The sequence below is a fragment of the Caulobacter sp. GW821-FHT09H08 genome, from assembly GCF_059415885.1.
In genome coordinates this window covers 445,256-468,881 of the sequence record NZ_JBWKOC010000003.1, presented here as the reverse complement: position 1 = coordinate 468,881, position 23,626 = coordinate 445,256, and the positions used below count along the sequence as shown (strand labels likewise).

The 23,626-nt window shown below is 67.0% G+C and carries 12 protein-coding genes; 2 read left to right on the top strand and 10 right to left on the bottom strand.

Annotated elements, in window-relative coordinates; all coding sequences use genetic code 11:
* The first annotated feature begins 11 nt into the window (after nucleotides 1-11).
* The gene (locus AC07NN_RS11830; RefSeq protein ID WP_494640899.1) at nucleotides 12-1,316 is read left to right on the top strand and encodes a glycosyltransferase family 4 protein; all 1,305 of its coding nucleotides are present in this window, start codon (nucleotides 12-14) and stop codon (nucleotides 1,314-1,316) included.
* A gap of 37 nt (nucleotides 1,317-1,353) precedes the next feature.
* On the opposite strand, the gene AC07NN_RS11825 is transcribed toward AC07NN_RS11830, so the two are convergent.
* The 9 genes from AC07NN_RS11825 to AC07NN_RS11785 form a co-directional block, all read right to left on the bottom strand.
* A complete protein-coding gene (locus tag AC07NN_RS11825) occupies nucleotides 1,354-2,853 on the bottom strand; it encodes a tryptophan halogenase family protein (protein ID WP_494640897.1) in 1,500 nt (499 codons plus the stop codon).
* Between the two features lie 12 nt (nucleotides 2,854-2,865).
* A complete protein-coding gene (locus tag AC07NN_RS11820; protein ID WP_494640895.1) occupies nucleotides 2,866-3,987 on the bottom strand; it encodes a cupin-like domain-containing protein in 1,122 nt (373 codons plus the stop codon).
* Nucleotides 3,912-4,634, bottom strand: coding sequence for a SapC family protein (locus tag AC07NN_RS11815; RefSeq protein WP_494640894.1), 723 nt, complete (start codon nucleotides 4,632-4,634; stop codon nucleotides 3,912-3,914). Before AC07NN_RS11815 ends, AC07NN_RS11820 begins: the two co-directional genes overlap by 76 nt.
* Before the next feature lie 147 nt (nucleotides 4,635-4,781).
* Nucleotides 4,782-7,883 (bottom strand): TonB-dependent receptor, encoded by a 3,102-nt coding sequence (locus tag AC07NN_RS11810; protein WP_494640893.1) that lies wholly within the window; start codon nucleotides 7,881-7,883, stop codon nucleotides 4,782-4,784.
* A gap of 408 nt (nucleotides 7,884-8,291) precedes the next feature.
* Nucleotides 8,292-10,781 carry a beta-galactosidase GalA gene (galA, locus tag AC07NN_RS11805; protein ID WP_494640892.1) on the bottom strand — a complete coding sequence of 830 codons (2,490 nt, stop codon included), beginning with the start codon at nucleotides 10,779-10,781 and terminating at the stop codon, nucleotides 8,292-8,294.
* 75 nt (nucleotides 10,782-10,856) lie between these two features.
* A complete protein-coding gene (locus AC07NN_RS11800) occupies nucleotides 10,857-13,496 on the bottom strand; it encodes a TonB-dependent receptor (RefSeq protein WP_494640890.1) in 2,640 nt (879 codons plus the stop codon).
* 141 nt (nucleotides 13,497-13,637) lie between these two features.
* Nucleotides 13,638-15,002 carry a glycosyl hydrolase 53 family protein gene (locus AC07NN_RS11795; RefSeq protein WP_494640888.1) on the bottom strand — a complete coding sequence of 455 codons (1,365 nt, stop codon included), beginning with the start codon at nucleotides 15,000-15,002 and terminating at the stop codon, nucleotides 13,638-13,640.
* Nucleotides 15,003-15,081: 79 nt separating this feature from the next.
* Entirely contained in the window at nucleotides 15,082-16,422 is a 1,341-nt protein-coding gene (locus AC07NN_RS11790) for a GntP family permease (protein WP_494640886.1), read from the bottom strand.
* Nucleotides 16,423-16,639: 217 nt separating this feature from the next.
* Nucleotides 16,640-19,504, bottom strand: coding sequence for a TonB-dependent receptor domain-containing protein (locus AC07NN_RS11785; protein WP_494640884.1), 2,865 nt, complete (start codon nucleotides 19,502-19,504; stop codon nucleotides 16,640-16,642).
* A 625-nt stretch (nucleotides 19,505-20,129) separates the two neighbouring features.
* On the opposite strand from AC07NN_RS11785, the gene AC07NN_RS11780 reads away from it, so the two are divergent.
* Nucleotides 20,130-22,433, top strand: a complete 2,304-nt coding sequence (locus AC07NN_RS11780) for a beta-N-acetylhexosaminidase (protein WP_494640882.1) — start codon at nucleotides 20,130-20,132, stop codon at nucleotides 22,431-22,433.
* A gap of 6 nt (nucleotides 22,434-22,439) precedes the next feature.
* On the opposite strand, the gene fabV is transcribed toward AC07NN_RS11780, so the two are convergent.
* Nucleotides 22,440-23,609, bottom strand: coding sequence for an enoyl-ACP reductase FabV (fabV, locus tag AC07NN_RS11775; protein ID WP_494640880.1), 1,170 nt, complete (start codon nucleotides 23,607-23,609; stop codon nucleotides 22,440-22,442).
* Nucleotides 23,610-23,626: the final 17 nt, after the last annotated feature.

Sequence of the window (23,626 nt, the reverse complement as noted above, 5' to 3'; positions counted from 1 at the left end):
CGGACCGCCCCATGAAGATCTGCTGGGTCACGCCCTTCGTCCTGCGCTCGTCCATCGGTCGCGTCAGCGCCGAGGTCGCCAAGCAACTGGCGGCCCGCGGGCACCAGGTCGAGATCCTGCGGTGCGAGGATCAGGACGACTCTTCGGAGCCGCTGCATCCGACGCGCCTGCCCGTTCATCACTGGCGGACCTACAATCTCGCGCGCCTGCGGACGGACTTCGACGTCGTCATCGTCAATATCGGCGACAACTATCCCTTCCACGCCGGCGTCTTCGCGATCCTGGACGCCGCGCCTTGCCTGGGAATATTCCACGACTTCTACATCTACAACCTGTTCTCGGGCTGGCTGTACTACAACGGTCTCGACTATCGCCGACACGACGCTGAGATCGTCGCGACCTATGGCCCCGAGGCCGAGCAGCATGCCATCGCCATCCGCTCGGGCCAGATGACCGACATGGGCGAAATCGCCGCCAAGGCGCCGATGACCGAGTGGCTAGCCGGGCGCTGCGAGGCCGCCCTGGCCCACGCGCGGTTCTATGCGCCCAAGCTGGAAGCCGCCGTGCCCGGCCCGGTGGCGGTGACGCCGCTGTGCTGCCCCGACCGCGCAACCCCACCGGGGCCGCCCAAGGCCAAAAAGCAGCTGACCATCACCACCGTCGGCGTCATGAACCCCAACAAGCGCGTGGCCGACGCGATCCGCGCCATCGGCGGCTCCGAAGCCCTCAAGGCCTGCGTCTATCGTCTGGTCGGTCCGATCTCGGACGAAGAGCGCGCCAAGCTGGAAGCCCTCGCCGCCGAGGTCGGGTTCAACAACCTGGTCATCGACGGCGCGGTCGACGACGCCACGCTGGATAAGCGCCTGGACGAGGCCGACATCATGGTCGCCCTGCGCAAGCCGGTGCTGGAAGGCGCCTCGGGCTCGGCCTGCGAAGGCATGCTCAGCGGCCGCCCGACCGTGGTGGCCCGCGCCGGCTTCTATGGCGAGCTGCCCGACGACCTGGTGTTCAAGGTAGACGGCGAGATCGTCGTCGACGAGTTGCGCCAGGTGCTGGAGCGCCTGGTCGGCGACGCCAAGCTGCGCCGCGAAACCGGCAAGGCCGCCCGCGCCTGGGCGCTGGAAAACCTCAACGCCAAGCGCTACGCCGAGTCCATCGAGGCCCTGGCCCAGGCCCAGGTCACCAGCCGTCCGCTGCTGGCCATCGGCCGTCGCATCGGCGGCGAGCTGAACGCCATGGGCCTGAGCGAAAGCGATCCCGCGTCGGCCCGCATCGGGGCGACGCTGCAGAAGCTCTTCGCGCCGCTGGACGCCTAAGAAGACCCTGAGCTTGTCGAAGGGCGAGGTTTCGGCCCTAGGCGCTCTTGCTTACCGGCGGGGCGCAGTAAGCGTCCAGGAACGCCTGGTGCTGCGGTAGACGCGTCACCGCCCCTGCGATGTTGCGCTTCAGGTCGTTCAGGGCCTGCTGAAGCTGCTGCGGCGGCATCAGTCGGCCCATGTGGTGCCAGCTCTGGGGCGTCACGCGCTGGCCCAGCAGGACCTGCAGCCACGAGTCGACCTGGAACAGCTCACCCGGCGCCTGGTAGACCTGGGCGCTCTCCCGGAAGAGCGCGATGCGCTGGGCCAGGCTGTCGGGAATCTCCATCTCGCGCACACGATCCCAGAATGGGCTGTCGCTCCGTTCGGTCGCCTTGTAGTGCAAGATGATGAAATCACGGATCTTTTCGAGTTCGTCATCGGCCTGACGATTGTAGCGACTGACGGCCGCCTGGCTGATCCCGGCGAAGGGGAACATCTGCATCAGCCGGTTCACGCCGATCATGATCAGGTGGATCGAGGTCGACTCCAAAGGCTCGACGAAGCCGCTGGCCAGGCCCAGGGCCACGACGTTCTTGTCCCAGGTCTTGCGGCGCCGGCCGGTGCGATAGCGGATCAGGCGCGGCTCGATCAGGGTCTCCCCCTCGATCTCCCCCGTCAGCAGGTCACGCGCCTCGTCGTCGGACATGAAGTCGTTGCAGTAGACGAGGCCGTTGCCGACCCGGTGCTGCAGCGGAATCTTCCAGCGCCAGCCGGCCTTGTGGGCGATGGCGCGGGTGTAGGGCACGGCCGGCTCGGTCGAGCGCGTCTGGACGGCCAGGGCGCTGTTGGTCGGCAGCCACTGCCCCCAGTCCTCGAAGCCCGCCTTCAGTGTCTGCTCGATCAGCAGCCCCCGGAAGCCGGTGCAATCGACGAAGAGGTCGCCCTCGACGACGTCGCCGTTCTCCATGACCAGGGCTTCGATGAAGCCGCTCTCCGCATGCTGACGAACCGAGGCGATCTTGCCCTCGACGCGGCGGACGCCGTCCTTTTCCGCCATGCCGCGCAGGAAGCGGCCATAGAGGCCGGCGTCCAGGTGGTAGGCGTAGTTCAGGGGGCTCTCTTCGCCCGTGTAGAAACGGTTCTGCTCGGCTGCCTTCAACTCGAAGCAGTAGTCGCCGAGGTCGCCGCCGAAGCCTTGCACCTGGGCCTGCAGCCAGAAGTGATGGAAGCCGCCCATCCAGGTGGATTTGCCGACCTGGCCGAACGAGTGGATGTAGCGGTCGCCGATCTCGCCCCAGTGCTCGAACGAGATGCCCAGCTTGAAGGTCGCCTGGGTGGCGCGCATGAACTCGGCTTCGTCGATGCCGAGCAAGGCGTTGAAGGTCCGGGCCGTGGGGATGGTCGACTCCCCCACCCCGACCGTGCCGATGTCCTCGGACTCGACCAGGGTGATCTCGAGCAGCGGGCCGAGCTGGCGCGCCAGGGCCGCGGCGGCCATCCAGCCGGCGGTGCCGCCGCCCGCGATCACCACCTTGCGGATCGTCTGCTGGGTCATGGCGTCCCTCCCCTATCGATTCAAGCGATCGAGTAGCCAGGCGCGCAGGCGGCGCGCCTTCAGCTCGTCCATGGGTCCCAGCGGTCCCCGCGCGGCCTCGGGCAGGTGCGCCCCGGCGCGGTCGGACGGACCGAACACGTAGTAGTCGAACAGGGCCTTCCAGCCCTGCTTCTCGAAATCGGGCCGGTCGCGCAGGCTGAGCAGGCCGTGCAGCAAGGTGTTCATCGGCGTGTCGACGAAGCCCGGCGAGGTGTTCCACCAGTAGTTCACCAGCACGTTGAAGGCTTCCAGCGCCTCGACCTGGTGCCACCACAGGGCCGGATAGACCAGGACATCGCCGGGCTCGAGCTCGGCGACCTGGGCAGAAGCCTGGGCCTCGCGGAAGCGGGGATGACGGTCGAGGTCGGGGTTCTGAAAGTCGACCATGCTGACTACCTGGCCGCCGGGCGTCGGCTCCAGCGGGCCGGGGTAGAGATTGGCGACCTGGTCCGGCGGGAACAGGGTGAAGCGCCGCCGGCCCACGGCGCAGACGGCGATGTTGTTGGACATGTCATAGTGGGCCGCCGCCACGGTGCGGTTGCCCAGCCAGATGCCGGCCATCGGCGGCTGCGGCCCGAACGTCTCGGGCCCCAGGCCAAGGTCGTTGGCGGCCTTCAGGCTTGGGAAATAGGCGTCCAGATCGGTCGAGCCGATATAGATCGACGGCGCGTCGTTGTGGTCCTCCACCGTCTCGATACGGCGCAGGAAGTCCTCCAGCGGCGCACGCTCGGCCTTGAAGTTCAGACCAGTGAGCGTCTCGTCGTAGAAGAAGCGGCCCTTGATGGCCGGATCGCCCGTGTAGCCCACCACCCGGCCGCCCCGCTCTTGGGCAAGAACGGCGTGGGCGCGGATATAGTCCCGGGCCGCCTGGGCGGACTTCAGACCCTCCTGGACCAGCGGCCAATCACGGGCCAGGCCCTTGAAGACCATCGGCGTCTGGCCGGCCAGCACCGCGTCGAACGGGATCTCGGCCGGTGTCGCGACCGTGGTCTCCAGCGTCCGGCGGGCGACCAGGGCGCTCATGCCAGATTCGCCTGCTTGCTGTTCTTGCGAGCGATCAGCTCCTGGACGTTGCCCATCGACGAGGCGATCCATTGGGCGGCGCGCAGCAGGCCCGAGGCATGAAGGCGCTCCAGTGGCTCACCGGTCAGGGCGTTCAGCCGGTCCGGAGCGATCGTATAGACGTCGGGCACGTCGTAGCTGGTGTCGTCACCCAGCTTGATCTCGATATCGATGGGCTCGATCAGGCCGTATTCCTCGAAGGCCGCGAACATCGGCGCGGCGATCTCCAAACCGTCGTGGATCTGGCCCAGGGCGTAGCTGACGCCTTGCAGAAAGGGCGCGTTGCCGCCCGCCGGCAGGAACAGGTGCTCGCCCTCGTCCCGACTGACGCGCGGATGGTCGAGATCGACATGGATCATCGGCCGAGGCTCGCCGCCGCGATCGTCGCGCTGCAGGGCGATCGAGAACGGCCCGCGCCGCTGGACGGCGGGGATATAGCGGGCGTTCCAGCCGGTCTCGTCGAGGAACAGGTTCTCGTCGCGATCCAGGCCCAGCAGGGCCACGGCCTGGTAGGCGCCGGACGGGTCCTTGCGGATCACGATCGGATATTCGCGCTGCACGGCCTCGAACTCGGTCGGCAGCACCAGGGTCTGGTTGATCGCATCGCCAAAGGCCGCGCCGTGCCCCGCGATCACGCGCAGGTCGGCGTGGTCGATATTGTTCAGAAGCACTCGGTTCATGCTCGGCCCGCCCACGCTCGTTACGCTCACTTCAAAGGAAGAAGGGGACCGCCGCAAGCGGCGGTCCCCAGATCCACTTCCGAGCGCGGCGACGCGCTCTTCGTCCGAGAGGTGGAGCCTGCCAGGGCAGGCTCCAGAACTACCCGACTAGAAGCGGTAGCGGGCGCCGAGGAGGAAGCGCCGATCCAGCTCTTGAGCGAACCACAGCTGGTTCGGGTCACGGCCGTAGGTCCGCAGGCTTTCCTTGGTCAGGTTGATGCCTTCCAGCGAAACCGCCAGCTTGGACGTGACGTCGTAGCTGATGTTGAAGTCCAGCTGGCCGAACGGCGCGACGTAGACGGGGTTGCGCGCCCCGCCGCGGTTGGTGGCCTGCAGGAACTTGTCACGCCAGTTGTAGGCGACCCGCGCCGAGATCCCGTTCTTGTCGTAGATCAGGGTCGCGTTGGCCGTGTCGGACAGGCCCAGCAGAGCGAACTGGTCCTGGCCGGAAGGCGCGCCGTTGTCGAAGTCGACGTCGCCGCGCACCATCGTATAGGCCCCCGACACACCGAAGCCGGTGTCGCCGAAGAAGTGCTGCGCCGCGATTTCGAAGCCATGGATCTTGCCCGTCCGATTGTTGATCGGGCGAGAGACCTGGAAGTTGAACAACGGATCGGTGCTGTTCGGCGCGATGTCCACGGCGGCGAGGATCGCGTCCACGAAGGCCTGGGACAGATCGCCGCCCGCGACGCGGTTGGCCTGGAACTGGGCCGTCGCCGCCGCCGCCGAACCGCCGTTCTGCTGCAGCAGGGCCGTCATCGTGAACAGGTTCACGTCGGTCTGGCCAGCGCCGAGGCCCGACAGCAGAGCCGCCGCCTGACCAGAGCGGGTGCCCGCCGCGCCGGACGACGGGTCACGCAGACCGAACAGGTTCTGCATCACCGTGCCGGTGCCCACGAAGTTGTTCACGCGCTTCTCGAAGAAGCCGGCCGTGATGAAGCTGCTGGGCTTGTAGTACCACTCCAGCGAGACGTCGAAATTGTCCGAGATCAGCGGCTCCAGGTCCGGGTTGCCGCTGGTGCCGAGCGGGATGGCCCCGTTGGCGATCGGGCGGTTCGGCTGGCCGGCGGTCTGGGCGGCGAACAGGTTGCCGAAGTCAGGACGCGCGATGGTGCGGCTGAACGAGAAGCGGCCGATCACGTCGTCACGAATGTCGACGCTGAAGTCCAGCGAAGGCAGCAGGTTGTTGTACTTGCCCTTGCCGGCCAGCGGCTGGAAGGTCGCCGCCGTGTCGGTCCGGAAGTCGTTGTCCGCCGTCCAGACGATCGCCGTGGGCGTGCGGATCTGCGACGTCGAGTCGACCTTGGTCTGCTCGTAGCGAACGCCCGTGACCAGGGTCGCGGGACGACCCGCCAGTTCCGACTTCCAGGTGATCTGGCCGTAGGCGGCCAGGATGTCCTCGTCGACCCGGTTGTTGTTCTGACCGGTGACGCGCACGGGGTTGCCGCGAGCGACATAGACCGGAGACAGGGCGTTCAGCAGGTTGACCGCATCGGCGCGGAACGACACCAGGCCGGCGCCGCTTTGCTTCAGGTCGAACTCGCTGAAGCGGCAGGCCAGGCAGAAGGCCTTCACCAGGCTGCCGGCGTATTGCTGGACGTCACGCGGGTTCGAGATACCCCAGCTGCCCAGGTCCTGCTCGGTGTTGATGTTCGACTGGGTCATCTTCGAGGTGCGGTAGTCCGCCCCGAAGTCGATCCGGCTGCCGTTGTCGTCGAGGTCCCAGGTGAAGTCGATCCGGGCTTCCTTGACTTCCTGCTGCTGGCGCTGGGCCGAGGTCCGGCCGACCTGGCTGCCCAGATCGCCGACGTCCAGTTGACCATTGGCGTTACCGCGCGGCGCGGCGTCGTTGATGGTGATCGACTGGATCGGAACCTTGCCGCTGTAGTCGACGGAGTGGGCAGAAACGATCGGCGCGCCGATCGAGACCATGGTCGAGCTGGTGCCGTTGGGCGCGCCCGGCTTGGAGTCGGACTTCGAGATGTGGCCGTCGACATTGACGCGGAAGCGGTCCGACAGGTCCCAGGCGGCGTTCAGGCCATACGACTTCAGGGAGTCGGTGTTGGCGCGGTACTGCTGCTCGAAGCCCATGTCCTTGGTGCCGCTCAGGTTTTCCTGCAGCAGGACCGCGGTGGCCACGACCGGGTTGTTGTCGAAAGTCACCTTGTCGAACGGGCGGTTGAACCAGTTCGTGCTGTCGTTGCGGCGCTCGTACGACTTGTTCTCGGCGTACAGGGCGTCGGCGGTGATCGTCAGGCTTTCGGTCGGGCGGAACTGCGCGGTCAACTGACCGTTCACCCGCTCGCGCTGGCCTTGCGAGAAGTGATAGCGGCTGTCGTTGGGGATCGCGACCAGGGTGGTGGCCGACGGCGCGTTGGTGATCTGGGTCGCCCCGCCGTTACGCACGAAGCCGTTCGCCGGGTTGTTGAACTCGGCGAAGGTGCGGATGTTCCAGTCGTTCGAGGTGACCGAGCGGCTGGTGAAGTTGCGCTTCTGGTAGCTGCCGAACAGAGCGATGCCGAACTTCTCGTCTTCATCGAGATAGTTCAGCAGTCCCGAGACTTCCGGCGTGTACTTCGAGGTGTCCTCGAGCTTCTTGGACATGCTCTGGTCATAGACGCCCTTGACCCCGATGCTGCCCGAGAGGCCATGCTCGCGCGCATCCAGCGGGTGACGGGTCTTGACGTTGATCGTCGCGCCGATGCCGCCCGAGGGGATCGCCGCGCGGCCGGTCTTGTAGACCTCCAGCGTGGTCACGCCTTCCGAGGCCAGGTTCGAGAAATCGAACGAGCGGCTGGTGCCGCCGGCGAAGTCCGTCGACTGGTCGCCGCCGACCGTGGCGACGTTCGCCGTCGGCATGGTGCGGCCATTCAGGGTGACGAGGTTGAAGCCGCCGCCGAAGCCGCGGACCGTGACCTGCGAGCCTTCGCCGTTGGTCCGGTCGATCGACACGCCGGTGATCCGCTGTAGGGACTCGGCGAGGTTGGTGTCCGGGAACTTGCCGATGTCTTCGGCCGAGATGGCGTCGACGACGCCGCTGTTGGTGCGCTTGATCTCGATCGACCGTTCGAGCGAAGCGCGGATGCCGGTGACGATGATCTCATCGACCGTGGTGTTTGGTGTCTGCTGGGCCAGCGCTGGGCTGGCGAACATGGCCGCCGTGATGGCGACGCAAGAGGCAGACGCGTGCAAGCGACGAAGCCGCTTCATAGCCGTTCCCCCTAAAAAGCCCTCTGTGGGGCGATGTTTTTGTTTCGAACCGGAAGCATTTCCGGCCGCTCTTCCCGCTCTCGCGCCCCGGATGACAACCAGGACACGAGATACTAGTTAGCGGTAACATTGGTCACCGACCGCCGCAATGGCCAATTGACAGCGCTAGCATTCTTTTTTCAAGGGTCTTTTGGCGTATTTTTATGACAAATGAAGGGGCGGATTCAGGGCTTTTTGCAGCGCCGCAAACCTGCCGCAATTCGCAATACATCCTTTGATTGCATGATATTACAGCGCTGAAATGGCTCGAACCCAAGCCCACAAGGGCTTTTCGGGTAAGCGCTGTCAAATTTCAGCCAACCACGCGCGCTTCATGCGTGTGCGGTCTTTGTCCGAGTGTGCGGTGCGTCAGGCCAGATCGATGTCGAGGCCGGCGCCCTTCAGGCCATCGGCGGTGACCGACACCCTCGCCCGTCCCGACTCGCCGCGCCGAGTACGGACGATGGCCTGGGCCAGGCCGTTGAAGGCCTTCCGCTGGCTGGCGACGTCGGGTTCGTGGCTGGTCGGATTTCCGTTGCCGACGCCGATGACGTCCAGGGCGCCGGAAACCTCGAACCGCACCAGGTCGGCGGCGCGGGGCACGGGGCGGCCCTTGGCGTCCAGCACCTCGACCTTGAGCATCGCCACGTCCTGGCCGTCGGCGCTCAGCTTGCCGCGGTCGGCGGTCAGGCGCAGGGCGGCGGCGGGACCGGCGGTCACGCGGCGCGTGCGCAGGATGACCTTGCCGTTCTTGTAGCCGTGCGCCTCGAGCACGCCGGGCGCATAGGGCACGGACCACTCGACGTGGTGGTTGGGCTGTACCGCGCGGACGCCCTGGCTTTTGCCGTTCAGGAACAGCTCGACCTTGTCGCAGTTGCTATGCGCCCAGACCGCGATCGGCTGGCCCTCGCGGCCTTCCCAGTTCCAGTGCGGCAGCACGTGCAGCAGCGGCTCGGACCGCCACCAGGCGCGATAGTAGAAATAGTTGTCCTTCGGGAAGCCGCAGGTATCCAGCGATCCGAAGTGCGAGCTGACGCTGGGCCAGCGGTTAAAGGGCGTCGGCTCGCCGCGATAGTCGAACCCGGTCCAGATGAAGCCGCCGGCCATCCACGGCCGCTCCGCCGCGTGGCTCCACCACTTCTCGGCCGTGGTCGCCCACCAGGGGTGGTCGGTGTCGTAGGCGGGGACGTAGCTCTTGGCCTCGTCGCGGGCGTACTCGCCGCGCGTCGTCACCACGCTGCTGCTCTCGCTGCCGATGATCGGCACGTTCGGGAAGCGCTCGTGGAAGGCGTCCATCTTCTCGTGGCGATAGTTGAAGCCCTGGACGTCGATGACCGGGCTGATCCCCTCCCCGAAGCCGTTGTCCATGGCGGCGGTGACCAGGCGCGAGTCGTCGAGGCGATTGACCAGCCGTTTCATCGTCGCGGCGACCTTCGCGCCGCGCGGCGCGCCCTGGTGCGGCTCCTCGTTGCCGATCGACCAGAGGATCACCGACGGGTGGTTGCGGTCGCGGCGGACCAGGCGCTCCAGCTCGTCCATCGAGGTCGGGTCGCTGGACATCCGGCGAGCCTCGTCGATGACCAGGATCCCCAGGCGGTCGCAGGCGTCCAGCAGCTCGGGCGTCGGGGGATTGTGCGAGGCGCGATAGGCGTTGCAGCCCATCGACTTCAGCTGTTCCAGTCGCCAGACCTGCAGGGCGTCCGGGATGGCCGCGCCGACGCCGGCGTGGTCCTGGTGGTTGCAGCTCCCCTTCAGCTTCACCGGCTTGTCGTTGAGGAAGAAGCCGGTCTGACCGTCGAAGCGGATCGAGCGGACGCCGAAGCGGGTGACGAAGCGATCGACGACCGCGCCGCCGACCTTGGCCTCGGTGACCAGGGTGTAGAGGTGCGGGGTCTCGATCGACCACAGCACCGGATTGGCCAGGGTCACGGTCTGAGACAGGCTCTGGCGCTCCCAGGCGGGGACGCGGTCGACGACGGGGGCGACAGCCAGCACCGGTTTGCCAGCGGCGTCCAGCACCGCGTGGGTCAGCTCGAAGGCCTGGGCCTTGTCACCCTCGTTGACGAGATCGGTGTCGATCCGCAGCGTGCCATCGGGCTTGGCGCGGACGAAGACGCCCCACTGGGGTACGTGCACCGGCGCGGTCTTGACCAGCCAGACGTGGCGATAGAGCCCCGCCCCTTCGTAGAACCAGCCCTCACCCAGGCTGGCGTCCACGCGCACGGTCAGGACGTTGTCGCCGCCCAGCTTGGCGATGTCGGTGATGTCGATGCGGAACGGGCTGTAGCCGCTGTCCTCGCGTTCGAGGATGTAGCCGTTGACGATGACCAGGGCGTCGCGAAAGGCGCCGTCGAACTCGATCGACAGGCGCTTGCCCGCATCGCTGGCCGGCAAGTCGAAGGTCTTGCGATACCAGCCGACGCTGGTGTCGGGGAACTCGCGGCCCAGCGCCTTGTAGCCATGGGCGGCGCGCAGATCCTCGTCGTCCGGCTTGCCGGAGGGCTTGTAGTCGGGGTTGTTCGCGAAGGGCAGCTCGACCGCCCAGTCGTGGGGAAGGGTCACCCGCTTCCAGGCGCTGTCGTCGAAGTCCTTCTGGGCGGCGGCGGCCACCCACCAGCCCGCTGAGCTCGCGCCCTGCTTGGCATAGGTGCGCTGGTTGGCGCCGAAGCCGAAGTCCTTGGCCGGATCGGAAGCGTGACCCAAGGCAAAGCGCCAATCGAAGTCCAGCGAGGTGCGTTCGCGCGGGCCGAGGTCCACGGCCGCGACCGGCGCGACCTGGGCGTTCGCCGCCGAGGTCCGGGCAAGCAGGACCGCGCCCGCGGTAGCGGCCAGGGCCAGGCGACGATTGATCTGGACCATGGAAACGCCCCCTCACGAAAAAGAGGGAGGAAGCCGCACGGCCTCCCCCCAGCGCAGAGTACAAAACTAGACGGACTAGAACTTCAGCGTCACGTCGACGAGGTAACGACGGCCGTAGTTGTCGTAGCGGCCGATCCGGTTGGGATCGTTGTCGCGGTACATCCGTAGCTCCTGGTTGGTCAGGTTGTTGACCTGGAAGCGGATACCGATGCGCTCGTTGACCTGGTAGGACGAGCTGAAGTCGAGGGTCTTCTCGGTCTCCAGCGTCTGCAGGTCCGCGCCGTTCCAACCGTAGATGACGGTCATCGGCGAGTGGTACTTCCAGCCCAGGCGGGCTTCCAACGGACCGTTGGCGTACCACAGGTCGACCGTGGCGTTGTTCTTGGCCAGGCCCGTCATCCGCAGCGGATTATTGACCGGCGAGAACTCGTGCAGGTTCGACTGCACATAGGCGTAGTTCGAGTAGATGCCGAACTTGCTGAGCGGGCCCGGCAGGAAGAAGAACGGCGTCTGGAAGGTCAGTTCCACGCCCTGGATATGACCGCTGCCGCCGTTGGCCGGGCTGGCGACGGTGTAGGCCTGGGTCCCGAAGGTAGCCGGCGTCTGCTTCCAGCCGATATAGCTGTCGACGTCCTTGTAGTAGTACGACAGCGCCACCAGGGCTTCCGGACGGAAGTAGTATTCGGCCGAGGCGTCGAACTGGATGGCCTCGAAGGGCTTCAGCTTCGGATTGCCGGCGCTGCCGGTCCAGGGCGCCCAGTTGGCCAGGGTCCGGCTGGCGCGCAGCTCGTCCAGCGGCGGGCGGGCGATGACCTTGGCCAGACCCAGGCGCACGATCTTGCCGTCGCCGAAGTCCAGCTTGGCGTTCGCCGAGGGCAGGAAGTCCGTGTACTCGTTGTCTACCGTAACGGCCTTGAAGGCGCTGGCAGTGTCCTGCTGCTGGCCGTCGCTGCTGGTCTCGGTGTGGACCAGGCGGGCGCCGACATTGCCGGTGACCCACGCGCCGCCGATGCCGTCGGCCGCGAAGTTCACCTTGCCGTAGCCTTCATAGACCTTCTCGTTGACTGCCCAGCGCGCGGCCAGATCCTCGGTCGCCTTGGAGACGGCGAAGGCGTTGGCGCCGTAGGCGACGGCGGCGATCTTGTCGATGTCGCCGGTCAGCAGCGCCGGGACATTGGCCCCGCCGCTCAGCTTGTAGGCCGTCAGCAGGTTGGTCGGGACCGTCGCGCCGGTGGCCGACGGGCTGAAGCTGAAGCGGGTGTGGTCCTTGGTGCGGTCCGAGGCGCGGACGCCGAACTGAACGCTCTTGATCGCGCCTTCGCCCAGGTCACGGGTGAAGTCGAGGGCCGCGGCCTTCAGCTCGTCGTTCAGGCGCTCGGGGCCGTCATGCGAGCCCGAGAGGTCCGCCGTCTGGCTGAGCTTGATGCTCTCGTCGCTGGTGGCGATGGTCGGGGTCTTGCCGGCGCGCCAGTCGAAGCTGGTCCAGGCCGGCCAGGCCTCGAAGCGCACGGCCTTCCAGGTGTTGGTCCGCTTGGCCTTCGAGTAGGAGAGGTCGCCGACGACGGTCCACTGGTCGCCGGTCCACTTGCCGTTCAGGCCGCCGGCGAACAGATCCTTGTCCTCGCTGTACTTGGCCAGGACCGTCTGCACCGAGCTGAAGGGCAGCTTGGCGGCGACGACGGCGTTGTTGATCAGGGTGTAGGACGCGCCGGCCGCGTTGTACGTGCCGTCGTTCCAGCCGATATTCGAAGCCGCACCGGTGTTCCAGTTGCCCCAGTTGTTGGCGCCCCAGACGGTCTGGTCCTGGACCTCGGTGATCTTGATCTTCGAATAGAGGGCGTCGGCCTTCAGCTCGAAATTGTCGCTGGGCTTGTACTGCAGGCCGCCCGAGACGCCCGTGCGCTTCTGGTCGATGCGGCTGGCCGACATCTGCGCGCCCCAGGGCGTGTAGTCGACCTTGCCGTCGCGGTTCAGGTCGCTGGAGTAGTCGCTGGCCCCGGCCGGCGGGCGGGCGTTGCTGTCGTTGTAGCCCCAGCCCGTGAACGAGCCATAGCCGTTCTTCTGGCGCTGGGTGGTCAGGCCCAGGACGACGGCGAAGTCGTCGCTCAACTTCTGGACCAGCGAGCCCGAGGCGCGGTAGCCGGTCGTGCCGTAGTTCGGGATGTCCTTGCCGCCGTCGTAGAACACCGGGCCGGCGCGCAGCACGACGCTCGGGCCCTTGTAGTCCAGCGGATCGATGGTCGAGATGTTGATAGTGGCCGCGACGCCGCCGGCGATCAGGTCGGCCGACTGCGACTTGTAGACCTGGACGCCCGAGACGACTTCCGACGGATAGATCTCCCAGCGCACGTTGCGGTCGGGCTCGGACGAGGCGACCTCGCGGCCGTTGACCGTGCCCAGCACCAGGCGCGCGCCGAGGCCGCGCACGACGGCCTGGCTGTCATTGCCACGGTCGCGGGTGGCGTTGACGCCCGGCAGGCGGGCGATGGATTCGGCGATGGTGACGTCGGGCAGGACGCCGATGTCCTTGGCCGAGATGGCTTCGACGACCTTGTCGGAGCCCTGCTTCACGGCGAGGGCGTCGCGCAGGCTCTTGCGGACGCCGGTGACGACGACCTCTTCGACCTGGGAGGCTTCTTGGGCTTGGACGGCCCCGGCCGCGAAGGTCAGGGCGATGCCGCTGGCGGCGGCGAGCAGAATGGAATGGCGAGTCATGGATTTCCCCCTGAAAGACGGACGCCGCGCTCGTTGATGGCGCGACTGCCCGGGACGACGAATGGCGTACGCGGACGCCTAGGCGCTCACGGGAGCGTCATAAGTTCTATTTATCATACCAATCACACATGACAAGCGCTGTCAGTCGAGCGGGATGATGCTGGCCGCTTTCCCCACGGTCGCAGACTTGGCCGGAGCGTCGCCGACAGTGGCGGAAACCGGGGCCGTAGCGACGGTTACGTAAGCACCGGGCATCAGGCGCGTACGGTAGGTCCAGGCGCCGTTCTCCAGCGTCATCGGGCGCGGCCCGGCCCCGCCCAGGAAGTCGCCGTCGATGAACCGCGCGGCCTCACCCTGGGCTTTCACGCGAAAGGTCACGTCCACCGGCATGGCGTACGGCGTCTTCAGCCAGTCGACGCCTTCCAGCGCCTGGCCCTTGAAGTCGAACAGCGCCGCGTTCTCCCAGTTGGAGCCCTGGCCCCAGCGCGTCTTGCACTTGGTCGAGAGCCACGCCGGCTCCCAGTAGACGACCCCTACGCCGCCGTTGGCGTAGGCCAGCTGGGTCAGGTCGGTGAGATACTTCTTCTGCCCCGCCGTCGTGGCCGGATAGCCGGCGATCAGCGAGTCGGGCCCCAGCAGGTTCGGCGAGCTGTCGGCGCCGTCATTGGTGAACGGATAGGCCGTCTCGACCACCAGCACGTCGGCCGCATAGAGGTGACGCAGGCGGTTGATCGTCTGCCCCAGCTGCGCCATCGAGCGCTTGGACCACTTGCTGTAGTAGCTGATCCCGATCAGGTCGAAGTCGGTGACGCCGGCCTTGGCCGCCATCGCGAACCAGGGCTCGACGTTCTCGGGCTGGGCGATGTGCAGCATGACGCGCGGCTTGATCGCCGAGGCCGCGCCGGCGTCGCGCACCGCCTTAATCCCGGCATTGAACAGCAGGGCGTTGCGGCTCCAATTGATCGGTTCCTTGGCCTTGGCGACGCTGGAGACGATCTCGCCATTGGTCTCGTTGCCCACCTGGACGAGGTCGGGCATCAGTCCCTCGCGGTCCAACTCGGCCAGGGAGTTCTTGGTGAAGTCGTAGAGCGCCTTGGCTTGGTCCGGCGTCGAGAGCTTCGCCCAGGCCTTGGGCGCGATCTGCTTGTCGCCGTCGGCCCAGTCGTCGGAGTAGTGGAAGTCCAGCAGCACCTGCAGCCCGGCCTTCTTGGCCTTGGCGATGCTGCGCTTGACGTCCTTCAGGTTCGAATAGGGCGTCCAGTCGGGATCGTTCCAGATCCGGATCCGCGCCACGTTCGCGCCGGCCGACTTGAAGAAAGCGTAGGGTTCCACGACCTGACCGCCAGACCGATAGACCGCCCCGCAGTCCTCCATCTCGTTGGCGTAGGAGATGTCGACGCCGAGATAGGTCTTCGGAGCGGCTCCAGCCGGCGCGGCCAGCAGCGCCCCCAGCGCGAGAGCAGTCAGCGAAATGCGGGCGTTCGAGCGCCAGGACTGGGCGGGCATGTTTCCTCCGTCGCGAGGCCGTCTGAGGACCTCGCCACGGAGCGCGTATCATTTATCGTACAATTGATGCAAGCGGTGGCTAGCCCAGCATGGGCAGCACAACGCTCATCGCCAGCACGCACAGCAGCCCGACGACGCCGACTAGGCTCTCCATGACGGTCCAGGACTGCAGGGTCTGCTTCAGGTTCAGGCCGAAATACTCCTTGAACAGCCAGAAGCCTGGGTCGTTGACGTGGGAGAACATCAGGCTGCCCGCGCCGATCGCCAGCACCATCAGGTTGGGGTCGACATGGGTCGCGGCGATGACCGGCTGCACCAGGCCGGCGGCGGTCAGGCCGGCGATGGTCGCCGAGCCGAGGGCCACCCGGATGACCATGGCGATCAGCCAGCCCAGCACCAGCGGGTGCACGGGAAGCGTCCGTAGCCAGGCGCCGATCTCCTTGCTGACGCCGGCGTCGACGAACACCTGCTTCAGCGCCCCGGCCCCGGCCAGGATCAGCAGGATGCCCGCCACGTCTTTCAGGGAGTCGGCATAGCGCGCCATCTGGCCCGTGAAGGCCTGGCCGCGCAGCACGCCCAGGCTGAAGGTCGCGTAGATCAGCGAGACGATCAGCACCACGACCGACTGGCCCAGGAACGTCACCAGGGTCTTGGCGTCCGACGGGGTCTTCATGACGAACAGGGCGGCGGTGGTGATGGCGATCATCGCCACCGGCAGCAGCGCGGTCGTGAAGCTGTTGAAGGCGCCGGGCGTGGCGCTGTCGGGCGTGTCGTCGACGACCACCGGGCCGTCCGCCGGGAGGGGCGCCAGCGAGCTGGCCTTCATCCGCTTCAAGGTCAGGGCCAGCAGCGGCCCGCCGACGATCAGCGCCACGGTGGCAGCGATCAGGCCGTAGCCGAGGGTCAGGCCGGTGTCGGCGCCGAACAGGGCGATCAGGGCGACCGGCGACGGATGCGGCGGCAGGAAGCCGTGCGCCACCGACAGGCCGCACAGCAGCGGCAGGCCGACATAGACCGGCGGCAGGTCGGCGCGGCGGGCGATGGTCAGGATCAGCGGCACCATGACCACGAAGCCGACGCTGTAGAACAGGGGGATGCCGACGATCAGGCCGGTCAGGGCCATGGCCAGCAGGATGAAGCGCAGGCCGACGGCGCCGATCAGGGTCCTGGCGATGCTCTGGGCCGCGCCGCTGTCGGCGATGGCCCGGCCAAACATGGCGCCCAGGCAGATGATGGCGGTCAGGCCGCCCAGCATGTCGCCGACGCCCTTCTCCATCGACTTGGCCACCGCATCCAGCGGCATGCCGAAGCAGAGCGCGGCGATCAGGGCCGTCAGCAGGAAGGCGACGAAAGGCGGGATCTTGCCCCAGGCGATCAGGACGACCAGCAGGGCGATCAGCGCGACGACAGCGAACACCATCAGGGACGGTCCCTCGGCAAAGGCGGGGACACTCCCGCGAGATGGGAGAAGAAAAGAGCGATTCCCCGGCATCGAGGGGTTCGGTGATCGATGCCGGGGAATCAAGACCTCTCGCGGCGGGAAGGACCGTCGGAGAGGCTCTCGCCGACCGCGCCACCGGGGAGGTAGTGGCGGTCGGGTCAGGCGCGCCGGTGGTCGCGGCGCGCCTGGTAGGGGGCTAGAACCTCAGACGCACGCCGGCGCGGTACATCCGGCCGATGGTGTCATAGAGGAGCGGGGCCACGCCGGGGCTGACACCGGTCGCCGGCGCGGGGGCCGGATCCTTGTCGAACAGGTTGTCGACCTTGAAATACGCGGTGGCGTTGGCGCTCACCTCGTACGACCCGCCGACGTCGACATAGGTCGCGCCCTTCATCTTGTTCTTGTCGATCGTGCGATTGGCCACGGTCGAGACCGGGCAGCCGCTGGTGCACTGGATCCACTCGTTATTGTAGACGCCGTCGCTGAACCAGCGCTGGTACAGGGACAAGCTGAGCTTGTCGGTCGACCAGGTCTGGCTGAACGTCGCCTTCCAGTCCGGGGTGCTGCCCGTGTTCACGCCGGCGCTGTCCACGGTAATCGTGCCCAGGACGCCCGAGTTGGTCTTGAAGTTGATCATGTGGGTGGCCAGGGCGCGTAGCGACAGCGTACCCGGCAAACCCCAGTCTTCGAGGTTCTTGCGGTACACGGCCTCGAGGTCGAAGCCCTTGTTGCTCAAGGTGGCGACGTTGAAGGCCTGGACCCGGACGTAGTTGGTGTTCGGGACCGTGCTGGTCAGCAGCATCGCGCCGCAGATCTCCTGGTTCCCGGCGACGCAGAGGTCGACCAGGTCCTGAGCGCCCAGCGAACCGATCGCCTCGTCGATCTTGATCTGGAAGTAGTCGGCCGAGAAGCTGAAGCCCGGCAGGAACTTCGGCTCGGTCAGGACCACGCCGATCTCGGTGTTGCGGGCGATTTCGGGCCGCAGGTTGCGGTTGCCGACGGTCTCCTGCAGCACGTTCACGGCCGTGCCCTTGTAGAGGACGGTCGCGTTGACCACGACCGGCGGCGCGGCGATCTCGCCCAGGTTCGGGGCGCGGATGTCGCGCGAGGTCACGGCGCGGAAGCGCAGGCCCTCGAACGGGGTCTTCCAAACGCCGCCGATCTTCCAGGTCGTGACATTGCCGGCGGTCGAGTACTTGGTCTGGCGCACCGCGCCGTTGATGTTGCCCTCGCCCAAGGCGTCCGACTTGAACAGCGGAACGTTGGCTTCCAAGTAGCCTTCGGTCACGTGGTAGTAGCCCGCGCCGCTGTGGTAGTTGCCGGCGTACCAGTTGTTGCCGACCTGACGGACCAGCGGATCGGCCGGATAGTCGTCGGTATAGGGGTTCTCGGCCCAGATGCCGTCGCCGTAGGGGTCGCCGAGGGTCTTATAGTCCTGCTCACGCCACTCGACACCGGCGGCGATGGCCACCGGGCCCGCCGGCAGCGAGAAGGGCTCGCCGCTGACGTTGAAGCTGGCCACGGACTCGATCAGCTTGGAGCGCTGACGCGGGCCGTTCTTGGGCATGACATAGTTCACGGCCGCCGGGTCGAGCGTCACCTGGCCGAAGACGTTCAGAGGCACGCAGCCGTTAGCGCGGGCGACCGGGTCACGGCAGATGATCGTGCCGTTCGGGCCGGCGATGGCGTCGATGGCGTCGATGGCGGCGTTGTAGCGCGGCGTGACCGTGATGTTGTCCACGTCCAGGCGGACGTTGTTCATGCCGTAGGCGTAGTAGGCGTCGTACTTCCAGTCCGTGCCGAACAGGTTGTGCGAACCGGTGAAGCCCAGCACGAAGCGCTTCTGTTCGCGCTTGATGTTGACGTCGATCGGGCCGAACCCGCCGTTGCTGGTGCCGAACGCGAAGTTGGTGATGTTGTTCGCGGCGCAGGCGGCCTTGATCGCGGCCACCAGGAACGCGTTGTCGCACTGGACCGTCAGGCCCGTCCGCTCGGCGCCGATGTTCGGCTGGTTGAGCGAGAAGACCTGGGCGAAGTTGGCCGTCAGATAGACTTCGTCGTCATCGCCGACCTTATAGCCGACCCGCGTGTAGGCGACCTTGCGCTTGATGCGCGCGGCCAGGGTCGGCGAGGCGCCGATGCCGGCCGACTGGTCGCCGCCCACGCAGAACGGGCTGAAGCAGTTGGTCACGGCGCCCGTGCCGGTGGCGACGCCGTTCGAGCCGTACTGGAACTGGCGCGGCTGGCCGCCCGGACCGAAGGCGATGCCTTGCAGCGGACCACTCGTGATCAGGCCGTACTGGGCGTACTGGATCTGCTGGGCGTAGTTGATGACGCGGTACTGCGGCAGGCCGTCGGTGGTCGAGGTCAGCGGGCGCACCTGGATGGCGGGCGCCGTGAACCAATCGCGGCCGCCGGCCTGCTTGAGGCCGAAGCCGCCCGCCAGGACGCCGGCTTCGCGGCTGAACTCGCCGCTGGCGACGACGTGCAGGCGGTCGTTCAGGAACGCCTTGCCGAGCGCCACCTGGGCCACGACCGTGTCGTTGTCGTGATACTTGCTCTCGCCGCCTTCCAGACGGGCCTTGAAGCCCTCGAAGGTCTTGTCGGTGACGAAGTTGACCACGCCGCCGATGGCGTCCGAGCCGTATGAGGCCGAGGCGCCGCCGGTGACCACGTCGACCTGCTTGATCAACAGTTGCGGGAACTGGCTGACGTCGGTCACGCCGTTGACGTTGGCCGGCGTAACGCGCTGGCCGTCCAGCAGGGTCAGGGTGCGCGTGGCGCCCAGGCCGCGCAGGCTGAGCGAGCTGAGGCCTTGCTGACCCGAGCTGGTGCCGTTGGCGCCGACCGTCCGGCCGGTGCTGCCCTGCAGAGCCGGCATCTGGGTGATCGCCTGGAAGACGTTGGGCTGCGAGACCTTCTCCAGGTCCTCCGACGTGACCGTCGTGGTCGGCGTCGGCTGGGTGAAGCCCCGCGAATTGATGCGCGAACCGGTGACGACCACTTCCGTGATGACCGTTTCATCGCTGGCCGCTGGCGCGGCCTGTTGTGCGTTGGCCATTGCCCCCCAGGACAACAGCGCCAGAGCCGAGGCCGAGCCGGCATAGATACGGCGATTTAGCTTGAACAAAATTCCTGCCCCCGTGCTGAGAAGACTTATCCCCTGCGCCCTCTTTCGGGACGCCGACTGCATAGCACTAGATTGTTTTTATTATCAGCGCGGGTGCGCCGTTTCTTCGCTCTACTCAGGATAACCAGCGCGACGCCTGAACGTACCTTCAGTACGTCCGCGATCATCTGCTCCGGGAAGCTCGATCAGAACACGATGAGGATAGCCACAGCCCTGAAAGAACGTCAATCACAAAACATTCATTTGTGTAGCGTTCATAAAAGCCATGCCCGATTTCGAGGCGCTGAACTGGCTTTTCCTCATGCTTTTCAAAGAGAAGACATGGCGCCTAGAAACCCGGCGCCCGGCCCCGCCAGCGCCCTCACCCCCCTAAGTCGTTGCTACCGGTCCCACACGTTAACAGCCTTATTTTTCAGTGTTTTTCAGCAATTTTCCCCAAGACTCAGGTTTCCGTCACGTCAGAGGCAAATGTCCGCGCCCCTCTCGACCTGCCTGAGCGCTCGATGTAGTCACACTAACAAACATGATTGCGAATAGTGTCGGGAGGACCCACCACATGACGGCTTCCAGCCCCCTGAAGGCCCTCCTGCTGAGCCTGGCGGCGGCCTCGTGCCTGGCTTCCCCGGCCCTGGCGTCCTCGACGCCGGCCCTGGTCCCGTGGCCCGCCGAGATCGCGTCCCAGGCCGGCCAGTTCCGCCTGACGGCCAAGACCCGCATCCACGTCCCCTCCGGCGACGCCGAGGCCCGGAGCGTGGCGCTGCAGTTGAGCGACATGCTGGTCCGCGCCGGCAAGCCGCGCCTGACGATCGTCGAGGGCGGCCCCGTCCCAACCGGCGCGATCGTCCTGAAGCGCTCGGCCAGCACGGGTGAGCACTACGAGGTCAAGGTCGGCGCCACGGGCGTCGAGATCGCCGCCGGCAACCGCAAGGGTCTGTTCTATGGCGCGGTCACCGTCTGGCAGCTGGCCACCAATGGCCCCGCCCTGCCCGCCGTCAGCATCAAGGACCAGCCCCGCTACGCCTGGCGCGGCTTCATGCTGGACAGCGCCCGCCACTTCCAGAGCGTCGACGAGGTCAAGCGCCTGATCGACGCCATGGCCGCCTACAAGCTGAACGTCCTGCACTGGCACCTGACCGACGACCAGGGCTGGCGGCTGGAGATCAAGGCCTATCCGAAACTGACCAGCGTCGGCGCCTGGCGCACGCCCAAGGGCGCGGACGCCTACCGCCCCGTCCCGGCCCAGTACGAGCCCTATGGCGGCTTCTACACGCAAGACCAGGCGCGCGAGATCGTCGCCTACGCCGCTGCCCGCAACATCATGGTCGTGCCCGAGGTCGAGCTGCCCGGCCACGCCACCGCGGCGATCACCGCCTATCCGGAGCTGGGCGTGACCCGCGAGGTCCCGACCTCGGGCATGTCGGACTGGGGCGTCTACGCCAACCTCTACAATGTGAATGACGCCACCTTCGCCTTCCTCGAGACGGTGCTGGACGAGATGGCGACCATCTTCCCCGCCCCGTATGTCCACATCGGCGGCGACGAGGCGATCAAGAACCAGTGGCAGGCCAGCCCGAAGATCCAGGCCAGGATCAAGGACCTGGGCCTGGCCGACGAGGACAAGCTGCAAAGCTGGTTCATCGCCCGCGTCGCCAAGCATCTGGCCAAGCAGGGCAAGCGGATCATCGGCTGGGACGAGATCCTGGAGGGCGACGCCGACCCGCGCTCGATCGTCATGGCCTGGCGCGGCGTCGATCGCGCCGCCGAGGCCGCCCGCCACGGCCACGACGCCATCCTGACGCCGCAACCGCAGCTCTATCTGGACAGCCGTCAGAGCCTCTCGGCCCACGAACCGCCCGGCCGCAGCGAGCTTTCGACGCTGAAGGGCGTCTACACCTTCGACGCCACCGCCGAGGGCCTGACCGAGGAGCAGGCGCGTCACGTCCTGGGCGTCCAGGGCAACAGCTTCACCGAGCACCAGCGCGACGCCAGGCGGGTCGAGACCATGGCCTTCCCGCGCCTGACCGCCGTGGCCGAGCTGGGCTGGACGGCGCGCGATCGCCGCGACTGGACGCGCTACAGCAACGGCCTGCCGGTGCTGCTGGGGCAACTCGACAGCCTGGGCGTGGCCCATGACGGCGTGCCGTTCGAACCCGAGGCGACGCTCTCGAAGCAGGGCGACGGGATCGGCGTCGCCCTGGCCTCGGCGCTGGAGGTGGGCGAGATCCGCTACGCCACCAGCGGCAAGATCCCGACCGTTTCGTCGCCCCTCTACGCCGCGCCCCTGACCCTGGCGGACGGCGCGAAGCTGAAGGCCCGCACCTTCCTGAACGGCCACCCGTTGGGTGCGGTGCGCGACATCGACGTCTCGACCCACGCCCTCAACACCCGCGTCAGCGCGCGCCTGAAGTTCTGCGGCGAGACCGTGCCGATCCGCCTGGAGGCCGACTTCCCACGCGAGGGCAAACGGCCGGTGTTCATGATCGGCAACTACCGTCCCTGCTGGGTCTGGGCGGACGCCGACGTCGCCCAGGGCGCGACCCTGACGGCGCGGATCGGCCAGGCGCCGTTCAACTTCCAGCTGGCCGGCGGCCGCCGGATCGTCCACTTCGACAAGCCGACGACCAGCCCCTACGGCGAACTGGTCGTGCGCAAGCGCGAGACCAACGGCCCCGTGTGCGAAGGCCAGGCCCTGGCGCTGATCCCCATCGACGCGGCGGCGGCCGGCAAGGCCGGGCTATCGGAAGTGTCGGCGAAGATCCCCGCCACGGCCGGCGTGAAGGACCTCTGCCTGACCTTCAACCGACCCAAGCAGGAGATGCTGTGGGCGCTGGATTCGGTGACCCTGACGCCCACGCGCTGACGTCGCCTACGAGACGACCCGCGGGTCGACGTCGCGCGAATAGTCCACGCCCTCCAGGCCGAACCCGAACAGGCGGAGGAACTGGGTCTTGTACTCGGGTAGGTCCGCCAGTTCGGCCAAGGTCTCCGTCGTCAGCAACGGCCAGCGACGGACGACCTCGGCCTGGACCTCCGGGGACAGCTCCCAGTCGTCGAGCCTGAGGCGCTGTTCGCCATCGACCGCCGCGCCGGGCTCCAGGCGCGTGCGGAACAGGCGATCGATCTGCTCGATGCAGCCCTCATGCAGGCCCAGCTCCTTCATCACCTTGAACAGCACCGTGCCGTAGAGCGGCACCACGGGGATCGCGGAACTGGCCTGGGTTACGACGGCCTTCAGGGCGACCACCCTGGCCGCCTCCTCGCCCAGTCGCGCCCGGATCTCCGCGGCCCGGCGATCCAGGTCGGCCTTGGCCAGGCCCAACGTGCCATGCCAGTAGATCGGCCAAGTCAGGTCGCTGCCGATGTAGGTGTAGTTGAGGGTCCGGAAGCCCGGGGCCAGGACGTCCGCCTCACGCAACTGCTCGATCCAGCGCGCCCAGTCCTCGCCGCCCATGACCGCGACGGTCGCCGCCGCCTCGTCTTCCGTGGCGGGCGCGATGGTGGCCTCGTAGACCTCGCCGCTGTCGGTGTTGAGCGTCTTGACGGTGACCGGCGCGCCGACTGGCTTGATCGCCGAACGATAGGTGTGTCCGCTGTCCGGGTGCGTGCGCACCGGCGAGGCCAGGCTGTAGACCAGCAGGTCGAGCTGCCCGAACCGGGCCTTCACCTCTTCGATGAACGAGGCCTTCAGGGCATCCGAAAAGGCGTCGCCCTCCAGCGTCGCGGTCGAGCGTCCAGCCTTCTCGGCCTCGATTTCGAACGCGCGGTTGTTGTACCAGCCGGCGCTGCCCGGCTTGGTCTCGGACGGCGCGCGCTCCAGCGACACGCCGATGGTCTCCGCGCCGCCCGCGAAGGTCGCCACGATGCGGCTGGCCAGGCCATAGCCGGTCGAGCATCCCAGGATGGCGACCCGCTTGGGGCTGTCCGGAATCGGGCCGCGCGCCTGGACATAGGCGATCTGATCGCGAACGCTTCGGGCGCAGCCGTCCGGATGCGCCGTCGTGCAGATGAAGCCGCGAATCTTGGGTTCGATAATCATGCGTCGCCGTCGTTTGG

Bases quoted from the DNA above. Each gene is read 5' to 3' on its own strand.
- AC07NN_RS11820 (WP_494640895.1), bottom strand. From the start codon at position 3,987: ATGGATCGCCTCGTCGATGGGCAACGTCCAGGAGCTGATCGCTCGCAA.
- galA (WP_494640892.1), bottom strand. From the start codon at position 10,781: ATGGTCCAGATCAATCGTCGCCTGGCCCTGGCCGCTACCGCGGGCGCG.
- AC07NN_RS11800 (WP_494640890.1), bottom strand. From the start codon at position 13,496: ATGACTCGCCATTCCATTCTGCTCGCCGCCGCCAGCGGCATCGCCCTG.
- AC07NN_RS11790 (WP_494640886.1), bottom strand. From the start codon at position 16,422: ATGGTGTTCGCTGTCGTCGCGCTGATCGCCCTGCTGGTCGTCCTGATC.
- AC07NN_RS11785 (WP_494640884.1), bottom strand. From the start codon at position 19,504: ATGGCCAACGCACAACAGGCCGCGCCAGCGGCCAGCGATGAAACGGTC.
- AC07NN_RS11780 (WP_494640882.1), top strand. From the start codon at position 20,130: ATGACGGCTTCCAGCCCCCTGAAGGCCCTCCTGCTGAGCCTGGCGGCG.
- AC07NN_RS11825 (WP_494640897.1), bottom strand. From the start codon at position 2,853: ATGACCCAGCAGACGATCCGCAAGGTGGTGATCGCGGGCGGCGGCACC.
- fabV (WP_494640880.1), bottom strand. From the start codon at position 23,609: ATGATTATCGAACCCAAGATTCGCGGCTTCATCTGCACGACGGCGCAT.
- AC07NN_RS11795 (WP_494640888.1), bottom strand. From the start codon at position 15,002: ATGCCCGCCCAGTCCTGGCGCTCGAACGCCCGCATTTCGCTGACTGCT.
- AC07NN_RS11815 (WP_494640894.1), bottom strand. From the start codon at position 4,634: ATGAACCGAGTGCTTCTGAACAATATCGACCACGCCGACCTGCGCGTG.
- AC07NN_RS11830 (WP_494640899.1), top strand. From the start codon at position 12: ATGAAGATCTGCTGGGTCACGCCCTTCGTCCTGCGCTCGTCCATCGGT.
- AC07NN_RS11810 (WP_494640893.1), bottom strand. From the start codon at position 7,883: ATGAAGCGGCTTCGTCGCTTGCACGCGTCTGCCTCTTGCGTCGCCATC.